Raw genomic sequence first — 9,177 nt, 5'->3', positions numbered from 1 at the left:
ATCTTGGGCTCCTCAGGCCATCCAAGCGCTCAGGGCTTGGACGGCTCCTGGTTGGTCTTGGGCCGGAGGTCTTCCCGCAGCCCGAAGGGCGCGGAATCGTCGTGGCGCGAGGCCTCCGCGTTCTTGCGCTTGCGCGCCATGCGCTCGGCCGGCGCCGGTGCCGAGTCCTGTTCGCCGGCGGCCGAGGAACCGGCCGCGAACTTTTCGCCCGCGCCGATGTTGTCCACGCCGCCGTCGGTGGTGGGCCGCGATCCGTCGCCTGAACCGAGGCTTCCGGGTGCTCTATTCATGTCGATCGACTCCTCTCTCTCTGTTCGCTTGGGGTGCCTGAAGAACACCAGAACACCAGTTGGAACGAACCCATTCTGGGAGGTACCCCGGTCCCGCACGTAGGACGAGGCCAGCGTCCGTCAGTCGGAAGCTTCCTCGCCCCAGGGCCGCCGTTCGGTTGTTGAATGTTGCTGAAGTGTTTCTCCAAAGGTGCAACACCTTGCCGGCGGCGCTCGAATGGATCAGCATGGAATGCCCCCTATTCACATTTGTATGTGATAAATTCACATAAATAACATTGTGAAACATTGATGGCCAGCTGAATGAAAAAGCACTCGTTCCCGCGCAAGCGCAATGGCTTCACATTGATCGAGCTGATGATCACGGTGGCGATCATTGCGATCCTGGCGTCCATCGCGTATCCCAGCTACCAGCAGTACATCATCCGGTCCAAGCGCTCGGCGGCCCAGGCGCAGATGATGGACATCGCCAACCGCCAGCAGCAGTTCCTGCTGGCCAACCGCAGCTACGCCACCAAGGACGCCCTCGCGGCCAGCGGCTACACGCTGCCCGCGGAGGTTGCGGCCAACTACGGCTACACCATCACGCTGCAGGACGCCGGCACACAGGTGCCCAGTTTTCTCCTGACCTTCAGCCCCACGGGAAGCCAGCAGAGAGATGGCGACCTCACCCTCAACAACCAGGGCGTCAAGACGCCGGCGGGCAAATGGTGAGGCGCCATTTGTCTGCCGCACCGAACGGCCGAGGGCAGCGCGGCGCCACGCTGCTCGAGGTGCTGGTCACGCTGCTGATCGTCTCGTTCGGGCTTTTCGGGCTCGTGGGCCTGCAAGCACGCCTCCAGTCGTCGGAGATGGAGTCCTACCAGCGCTCGCAGGCGCTGATCCTGCTCAACGACATGGCCAGCCGGATCGAGATCAACCGCCGCATGGCCTCCAGCTACGTCACCACTGCGCCATTGGGCGCCGGAGCCACGTGCCCGACGGCCACCGCCACGCGCTTGCAGGTCGACGTCAAGGAGTGGTGCAACGCGCTGCAGGGCGCCGCCGAAACCTCCAGCGGCACCAAGCTTGGCGCGATGATCGGCGGCCGCGGCTGCGTGCAGGCTCTGAGCACCAACGAATACCTGATCACGGTCGCCTGGCAGGGCCTGGTGCCCACCGCCGCGCCGCCGGAGGGCGTGCCCTGCGGCAAGGACCTGTACGATGCGGCCGCCCCGGCCTCGGCCAGCGAACCGGCGCCGGCCTGTTCCAGCGACAGGTGCCGAAGGACCGTGACGACGCTGGTGCGCATCGGGAATCTCTCATGAGCCAAGCCAGCTTCGCGATCGCGGTTCAGCGCCCTGCCCGGCGGACACGCGCCTCGCTGCGCCAGCACGGCCTCACGCTGATCGAGCTGATGGTGGCGATCACCATCATGCTGATCGTCGTGGCCGCGCTGCTGGCGCTGTTCCTCAACGTGAACAACACCCAGCGCGAGATGGTCAGGGTCAATCGCCAGATCGAGAGCGGCCGCCTCAGCATCTTCGTGCTGGAGAACGAGGTCTCGCACGCGGGCTTCTGGGAAAACTACATGCCCGAGTTCGACGACCTCACCGTCAGTGGCGTGCCCCAGAAGGTGCCCACCGGCACGGCGCCCGATCCCTGCCTGGCCTACTCGGCGGCCAACTGGACCGACGACTACAAGCGCAGCCTGCTCGATATGCCCGTGCAGGCCTACGCCGCGGTGCCCGCCAGTTGCACCGATCTGCTGCCGAATCAGAAAGCCGGCACCGACGTGCTGGTGGTGCGCCATGCCGAGACCTGCGTGCCAGGCGCGCCCAACTGCGAAGCCGACACGCTGGGCAAGCTCTACTTCCAGTCGTCGTTCTGCGGTACGCAGAAGCCCTCGGACTTCGATCTCAGCACGGCGGGCTTTGCCACCATGCTGGCCAAGAACTGCACGGCGCCGGCGCCCAAGCGCAAGTTCATCTCCGACATCTACTACGTGCGCACCTACGCCGAGACCGTGGGCGATGGCATTCCGACCTTGGCCCGCTCGCGCTTCGACCTGTCGGCCACCGGCCTGGCGCAGCAGCCGCCGGTTCCCCTCATCGAGGGCATCGAAGGCTTCCGCGTGGAGTTGGGCCTGGACACCCTCAGTAAAACCGGCGCGCTCGTGAACTACGCCCAAGCCATCAACTGGGCCGACGTGGCCAACAGGTCCACGCCCACCAATCGCGGCGACGGAAGCCCCGATGGCGATTTCGTGCACTGCAGCACCGCGCTGCCCTGCACGGCCGACCAGCTGATGAACGTGGCGGCGGTCAAGCTCTATGTGGTCGCCCGCAGCCTGGAGATTTCTCCCGGCCACACGGATACGCGCACCTACAACATGGGAAGCGGATCGCTCGGCCCCTTCAACGACCACTACAAGCGGCATGCGTTCACCACCGCGATCCGCATGACCAACGTGACCGGACGCAGGGAAACGCCGTGAAGCCATCGACAACGCACTCCACCATGCGCCGGCGACAGGACGGCGCGGCGCTGATCGTCGGGCTGATCATGCTGGTGCTCATCACGCTGGCCGTGACGGCGGGGTTCACGCTCAGCAACACCAACCTCAAGTCGGTCGGCAACATGCAGAGCCGGAACGAAGCCGTGGCCGCTTCCAACCGCGCCATCGAGGAAGTGGCGGCCTCGCTGCTGCTGCCGGGCGTGGACGGCTCGCCTTCGCTTGCGGCGCCGCAGCGCACCGTGAGCATGGTGGACATCAACAACGACGGCACGATCGATTACGAAGTCCAGATTGCACCGCCGACCTGCGTGCGGGCGACCAAGTCGACGGATACCGGCGGCGGCGGCGCGGTGGGACCCGGCGGCATCGGCGGCGGGGCATCCACCGCCGGCTCGGGCCTCAATGCGCTGCCCGACCAATACAACTCGGTGTGGGACATCAGCACCAGCGTGACCGATGCCGTGAGCGGCACGGTCACCTCGGTTCGCCAGGGCGTGCGCGCGCTCCTGAGCAAAGAGCAGTTCCTGGCGCTGTGTTCATAGCCATTCCCCTCCTCCCGATGATCACGACGACGAACGGATCGCAATCATGAAAAAGAACTTCTTCCGGTCGCTCTGCGCCGCTGCGATGCTGATGCTCGGCCTGGGCTCGGCCCAGGCGGAAGACATCGATCTTTTCGTCGGCTACAACCAGACCACCACGGAGGCGCCGAATGTGCTGTTCGTGGTGGACAACACGGCCAACTGGACCCCGCTCTTCACCGCTGAAATGAACGCGCTGGCGAGCGCCTTCGAAAGCCTGTCCTCGGGCAAGTTCAAGGTCGGGGTGATGATGTTCACCGAAACAGGAGGAGGCAATTCGAATGTCGACGGCGCCTATCTGCGTGCTGGCATCCGCCTGATGGACGATGCCAGCAAGCCCAAGTACGGCGCGCTGATTCGAAACCTCGACGTGGGTGCCGACAAGTCCAACGGCGGCAAGGCCGGCAAGATGATGGCCGAGGTCTACCGCTATCTGGCGGGCCAGGCTCCATTGGCCGGCAACAACAAGCTCAAGGCCGATTACAGGGGCAATGTCTCCACTTACGGCCAGGGCAAAAACGAATCCGCTGGATCTGTCGCATCCAGGGCAATCTGGGCGCTCCCTGGCAATCCGCTGAATGCAATCGGCAGCACCACCTACAACGCCCCGAACACCGCGAACTGCATCGGCACCTACGTCATCTACATCAGCAATGGTGCCGCACAGGACAACAACAGCGACACCACGACTTCCACCGATGCCCTGCGCGCCGCGGGCGGCACGACCACCGCCATTACGCTGAACCCGAGCGGTTCCCAGGACAACGTGGCCGACGAATGGGCCAGGTTCCTGCAAAGCAGCATGGGCGTGAAGGTCTACACCGTCGAAGCCGCGACGGCCAGCGGCGGCCAGGGGCCGGGCTGGACTGCATTGCTCAAGAGCATGTCGGAGCAAAGCAAGGGCGAGTACTACGACATTTCCACCAATCCCAACCTGGGCAAGGCGCTGAGCGATGCGCTCGACGATATCTTCAGCAAGATCCAGTCGGTCAACAGCGTGTTCTCGTCGGTGAGCCTGCCCGTGAGCGTGAACACGCAGGGCACCTACCTGAACCAGGTGTTCGTGGGCATGTTCCGCCCCGACGATTCCGCCTATCCGCGCTGGAACGGCAATCTCAAGCAATACAAGCTGGGCGTGGATGGCAGCAACCAGCTGATCCTGCAGGACGCCTCGGGCGCCAACGCCATCAACAACCAGACCGGCTTCATCGCACCTTGCGCGCGGAGTTTCTGGACGCCGACCAGTCGCAACACCTACTGGAGCTTCAACCCCTCTGGCGACTGCATCAGCAGCGACACGACCATCGACCTTCGCGCTTCGGACAGCCCGGACGGCAACGTGGTCGAAAAAGGCGCGCAAGCCTACATGCTGCGCCAAGTGCTCACGGCCGACCGCAACGTCATGACCTGCGCGCCGGGCGCCTGCTCGGCCTTGACCACCTTCGCCGATGGCAATGCGGGCATCACGTCGACGGCCCTTGGGGCGCAAACCACCACCGAACGGACCGCGTTGATCAACTGGCTCCGGGGCCTGGACAACAAGGGCGACGAGCGCAAGGACACCACCGGAAATCCCCTGACCTCCACCACCGCCATGCGCCCCTCGGTGCACGGCGACGTGGTGCATTCGAGGCCGGTGGCCATCAACTACGGCAGCGATGACCTGGCGAACGCGCAGGTGGTGGTGTTCTACGGCGCCAACGATGGCGTGCTGCGCGCCGTCAACGGCAACCAGGCCACCTCGATCGGGTCGGCAGCGCCCGGCAGCGAGCTGTGGTCCTTCGTGCCGCCGGAGTTCTACGGCAGCATCAAGCGGCTGTACGACAACACCACGCGCATCAACTTTCCGGGCATTCCGGTGAGCGTGGGCGCCACCGCGCCCAAGCCTTATGGCATGGACGGCCCGATGGCGGCCTACCGCCAGGGCACGTCGGCATGGCTCTATGCGAGCATGCGCCGCGGCGGCCGGCTGATCTATGCGTTCGACGTGTCCAACCCCGCGACGCCCGTTCTCAAATGGCGCCGCGGCTGCCCCAACCAGGACAACGACACGGGCTGCGACAGCGGTGCCAACGACATGAGCGGCATCGGCCAGACCTGGTCGGCACCGAAGATCGTGAAGGCCAGCGGCTATGGCGCCGGCAACACGCCCATGGTGATGTTCGGCGGCGGCTACGACAAGTGCGAGGACGTCGACACCACCACGCCCGCCAGCGCCTGCGGCTCGGCCACCAAGGGCAAGAAGATCTATGTGCTCGACGCCAGCACGGGCGACGTCCTCAAGACCTTCGACACCGTCCGCGCGGTCAGCGGGGAGGTCACCATCGTGAACGACAGCACCGGCCTCGCCAAGTTCGCCTACGCGGCCGACCTGGGCGGCAACGTGTACCGCATCACCATCGGAAGCGGCGCGCCCGCCAGCTGGAGCATGGTCAAGATCGCCTCGCTCGGCTGCAGCGACACCGTGACCGCCTGCACGCCCAACCGCAAGTTCATGTTCGGTCCCGACGTGGTCGAGGACAACGGCATGTACGTGCTGCTGCTGGGCTCGGGCGACCGCGAGAAGCCGCTGCGCTCCTACTCCGCCGCGCTCAGCGTTTCCAACCGCTTCTACATGCTGGTCGACAAGCCCTCCGACACCGCTTGGCTCACCGCGGAGGCCAGCCACTGCGACGGCAACTCGCTGCTGTGCCATAACTCGCTCTTTGCCATCACGGGCACCACGGCGCCGTCCGCGACCGAGCTCGCGGCCAAGAAGGGCTGGTACCTCGCGCTTGCGGCCGGCGAGCAGGTGGTGACCTCGTCGGTCACGGCCTATGGCAACACGACCTTCAACACCCACACGCCCACCGACCCGGCCGTGAGCCAGTCGTGCCGCTCCAACCTGGGCACCGCCAACGTCTACAACCTGTCGTACCTGGACGCCACGGGGCAGAACGGCGCGCGCTTCCAGAACGTGATTGGCGGCGGTCTCGCGCCATCGCCCGTGGTCGGCCGGGTCATGGTGGGCGACACCTTGCGCGACGTGGTGATCGGCGCCAATCCCGACTCGTTCCTGAGCCCGAAGGGCGCCACGGTCAAGGCCGCCTTCAAGCAGCCCAAGGGCCGCGTCTACTGGTTCATCCAGAAGTAAAAGGAAAAAAGGGATGGCCATGGCCGGCACGCGCGCTCGCGGTTTCACGCTCATCGAACTGATGGTCACCCTCGTGGTGCTGATCGTGCTGGTGTCGGTGGCGGTTCCCTCCTTCGACTACATAAGGCTTTCGACCCGGCTGAATTCCTACGCGACCGATCTCGTTGCCGGCAGCCAGCTCGCGCGCAGCGAGGCCATCAAGCGCAACGCGCCCGTCACGCTGTGCGCCTCGTCCAACGGCACCAGTTGCGCCACCGACGGTCAATGGGAGGCCGGCTGGATCATCATCAGCAGCGGTGCGACACCCACGGTCATCCAGAAGCAGCCCGCGGCCGCCAGCGGCTACCGCATCCGCGACAGCGGCGGCCTCAGCGCGCTCGCCTTCGAAGGGACCGGCGTCGGCGCCACCGCGGCCAACTTCACGATCTGCCGGGCTACCCCGCTGGGTACCCCGAAGCGGCTGGTCAAGATCAGCGCCACTGGCCGTTCCTCTGTCACGCGGACCGATGCAGGAAGCTGCGCCGCATGAATGAGGCCTTTTTTGTGCGATCCTCGGCGACGCGGACAATAGTGCACTGATCGACGGCCCGGGGGCCCTTCAGTCCCGGCGGCCGCACCGCAATCGCATCAGAAGAAACGCCTCATTTCATGGAACACCAGCTCGACTGGGCACTGGCCGCCTGCGCCCGCATCCTGCGGCCGGTGGTCAGGCTCGCCCTGGCGATGGGGGTCAAGCACCCGCACCTGGAAGTCCTGCTGCGCGACCTGCTGCTCGAGGAGGCCAAGCGCTCCTGGCGCCAGCAGGGGGTGGCAAAGCCCAATATCAGCCAGCTGTCCGTCACCACCGGGCTCAACCGCAAGGCCGTGACGGCCAAGGTGCGCGACACCGTGGACGCCCTGCCCCACACCGAAATCTCGGCCGCGGCCAAGACTTTCACGCTGTGGCTGCAGATGGTGTCGCAGAACCATTCCTTCCAGCGCTTGCCGATCACCTCCGAGGGCGACGATGCGCCCTCCTTCGAGACCGTGGCCAGGCTCGGCAGCCGCGGCAACGTGCACCATCGAACCATCCTCGACGAGCTGGTGCGCCTGAACATGGTGACCGAGCAGGACGGCTATGCCGAGCTCAAGGCCAACGGCTTCGTGCCGGTGGACGACCTGCAGTCGATGCTGGCATTCCTTGGCGACAACGGCCGCGACCACCTGCTGGCGGCGGTGTCCAACACGCTCGGCGAAGAGCCCCGCATGCTCGAACGCTCGGTGTATGCGCGCGGCCTTTCCCTTCAGGATTGTGAAAATATCCACCAGATGGTGCGCGAGCGCTGGGCGGCCCTGCACCTGGAACTGGCGGGCGAGATGAACCGCGCGGTCGACCGGGCGCCAGAGGGCGCCAAGGGGCGCATGCGCGTCGGGATCTACACCTACTATGAAGACGAGGCGGCGCCCGGCGCGCCTCCCGTCCCCGCCCCGCGGGACAAAGGAACACGATGATGATGAAGAACCACCACTTCCGATGGATGCGCGGCATCCTCTTTGCCGGAGCCATGGCCTTGCTGCTCTCGTGCGGCGGTGGCGGCGGCGGCGGAGGTTCGGCAGGCAGCCTGGCCGGCATTGCCGGGAGCGGCGCGACGGGTTCTGGAAGCGATGGCGCGGGCACGGGAGGTGGCGGGACCGATGGCACCAGCGGTACAGGTGGCACGGGCGACACGGRCGGCACAGGCACCGCAGGCGGCTCCGACGGCACGAGCACCGCCGGCAACGGCAGCGGCGACGGTTCGGGCGTGGGCTCGGGCGGCACCGGCGTGAGCACCGCCGACGCCACCGGCATCGGCTCCGTCGGCGGGCTGGGCAGCATCATCCTGAACGGCGTGCGCTACAACACGGATACCGCCAGCACCAACCTGGAGGACGCCACCGAACTGCAGATCGGCATGAGCGTGCGCATTGCCGGCAAGATCGACAGCGACTTCACCGCGGCCACGGCGCAGCAGGTCGATTCGGCTGCCGAGCTGCGCGGTGCCGTCTCGGCCATCGATGCCGTCGGCGGCAGCTTCGCCGTGATGGGCACCACGGTCACCATCGACAACGCCACGGTCTGGAGCGGCGCGAACAGCCTGGCTGGGCTCACGATCGGCGGCGTGGTGCAGGTCTGGGGCCTGCCCTCGGCGCCGGGCAGCTTGCGTGCCACGCGGGTTGAACTCAAGCCGGCTTCGGCTGAGCCGCTGGTGACCGGCGCGGTGCAAAACCTGGACCGGCTTGCCCAGCAATTCACGCTGGGCCAGCTCACGGTGCGCTACGGCAGCGCCACATTCTCGGGCGGCATCGACGCCTCCACGCTGGCCGAGGGCGCCATCGTCCGCGTGCGCGGCAGCGCTGCGCCGGTGCTGGGCACTTTCGCTGCAAGCAAGGTGCAGGGCTGGTACGCGGTGCCAACGCAGAACGCCGCCGCGGTGCAGCTGGCGGGTGTCATCACGAACTACGGCGGGCTCAATGCCTTCAAGGTGCTGGGCACGGCCGTCGATGCCTCCCATGCCATCGTCACGGGTGGCCCGGTGGGTTCGATTGGCAACGGCGTCAAGGTGGAACTCGACGGCTTCATGAGCAACGGCGTGCTGGTGGTGAAGAAGCTGCGAATTCGCTATGTCCCAGGAACGGGCGGGCCGGTCGCGTTCACCG

The 9,177-nt window shown here is 66.2% G+C and carries 9 protein-coding genes; 8 read left to right on the top strand and 1 reads right to left on the bottom strand.

Annotated features, from left to right (window positions below):
- Positions 1 to 29: 29 nt before the first annotated feature.
- Entirely contained in the window at positions 30 to 290 is a 261-nt protein-coding gene (locus AC1DOC_RS08375; RefSeq protein ID WP_012747942.1) for a hypothetical protein, read from the bottom strand.
- Between the two features lie 303 nt (positions 291 to 593).
- Between AC1DOC_RS08375 and AC1DOC_RS08370 the strand changes: the two genes are divergently transcribed.
- The 8 genes from AC1DOC_RS08370 to AC1DOC_RS08335 form a co-directional block, all read left to right on the top strand.
- Complete coding sequence (locus tag AC1DOC_RS08370; protein WP_012747941.1) at positions 594 to 1,004, top strand: type IV pilin protein; 411 nt, start codon at positions 594 to 596, stop codon at positions 1,002 to 1,004.
- A complete protein-coding gene (locus tag AC1DOC_RS08365; protein ID WP_012747940.1) occupies positions 998 to 1,597 on the top strand; it encodes a prepilin-type N-terminal cleavage/methylation domain-containing protein in 600 nt (199 codons plus the stop codon). The genes AC1DOC_RS08370 and AC1DOC_RS08365 overlap by 7 nt, the downstream gene beginning before the upstream one ends.
- Entirely contained in the window at positions 1,594 to 2,766 is a 1,173-nt protein-coding gene (locus AC1DOC_RS08360) for a PilW family protein (RefSeq protein WP_012747939.1), read from the top strand. Before AC1DOC_RS08365 ends, AC1DOC_RS08360 begins: the two co-directional genes overlap by 4 nt.
- On the top strand, positions 2,763 to 3,329 hold the full coding sequence (locus AC1DOC_RS08355) for a pilus assembly PilX family protein (protein ID WP_230537823.1): 567 nt from the start codon (positions 2,763 to 2,765) through the stop codon (positions 3,327 to 3,329). Before AC1DOC_RS08360 ends, AC1DOC_RS08355 begins: the two co-directional genes overlap by 4 nt.
- 46 nt (positions 3,330 to 3,375) lie before the next feature.
- Positions 3,376 to 6,501: a pilus assembly protein gene (locus tag AC1DOC_RS08350; RefSeq protein ID WP_012747937.1), complete on the top strand. Its 3,126-nt coding sequence runs from the start codon at positions 3,376 to 3,378 to the stop codon at positions 6,499 to 6,501.
- Positions 6,502 to 6,514: 13 nt separating this feature from the next.
- Positions 6,515 to 7,030, top strand: coding sequence for a GspH/FimT family pseudopilin (locus AC1DOC_RS08345; RefSeq protein WP_012747936.1), 516 nt, complete (start codon positions 6,515 to 6,517; stop codon positions 7,028 to 7,030).
- Positions 7,031 to 7,149: 119 nt separating this feature from the next.
- Positions 7,150 to 7,992 carry a DUF6502 family protein gene (locus AC1DOC_RS08340; RefSeq protein ID WP_012747935.1) on the top strand — a complete coding sequence of 281 codons (843 nt, stop codon included), beginning with the start codon at positions 7,150 to 7,152 and terminating at the stop codon, positions 7,990 to 7,992.
- Positions 7,989 to 9,177: DUF5666 domain-containing protein (locus AC1DOC_RS08335; protein ID WP_478129652.1), on the top strand; the 1,189-nt coding region annotated here is incomplete at its 3' end. The genes AC1DOC_RS08340 and AC1DOC_RS08335, both read left to right, overlap by 4 nt.

The organism is Variovorax sp. 01T439_2 (genome assembly GCF_056398445.1).
Note: the sequence above shows the minus strand (reverse complement) of the source record. Positions and strands in the feature narration are given on the sequence as shown.

What these genes read in the sequence shown, in the direction of transcription:
- AC1DOC_RS08375 (WP_012747942.1), bottom strand. Translation starts at nt 290, where the DNA reads ATGAATAGAGCACCCGGAAGCCTCGGTTCAGGCGACGGATCGCGGCCC.
- AC1DOC_RS08370 (WP_012747941.1), top strand. Translation starts at nt 594, where the DNA reads ATGAAAAAGCACTCGTTCCCGCGCAAGCGCAATGGCTTCACATTGATC.
- AC1DOC_RS08365 (WP_012747940.1), top strand. Translation starts at nt 998, where the DNA reads ATGGTGAGGCGCCATTTGTCTGCCGCACCGAACGGCCGAGGGCAGCGC.
- AC1DOC_RS08360 (WP_012747939.1), top strand. Translation starts at nt 1,594, where the DNA reads ATGAGCCAAGCCAGCTTCGCGATCGCGGTTCAGCGCCCTGCCCGGCGG.
- AC1DOC_RS08350 (WP_012747937.1), top strand. Translation starts at nt 3,376, where the DNA reads ATGAAAAAGAACTTCTTCCGGTCGCTCTGCGCCGCTGCGATGCTGATG.
- AC1DOC_RS08345 (WP_012747936.1), top strand. Translation starts at nt 6,515, where the DNA reads ATGGCCATGGCCGGCACGCGCGCTCGCGGTTTCACGCTCATCGAACTG.
- AC1DOC_RS08340 (WP_012747935.1), top strand. Translation starts at nt 7,150, where the DNA reads ATGGAACACCAGCTCGACTGGGCACTGGCCGCCTGCGCCCGCATCCTG.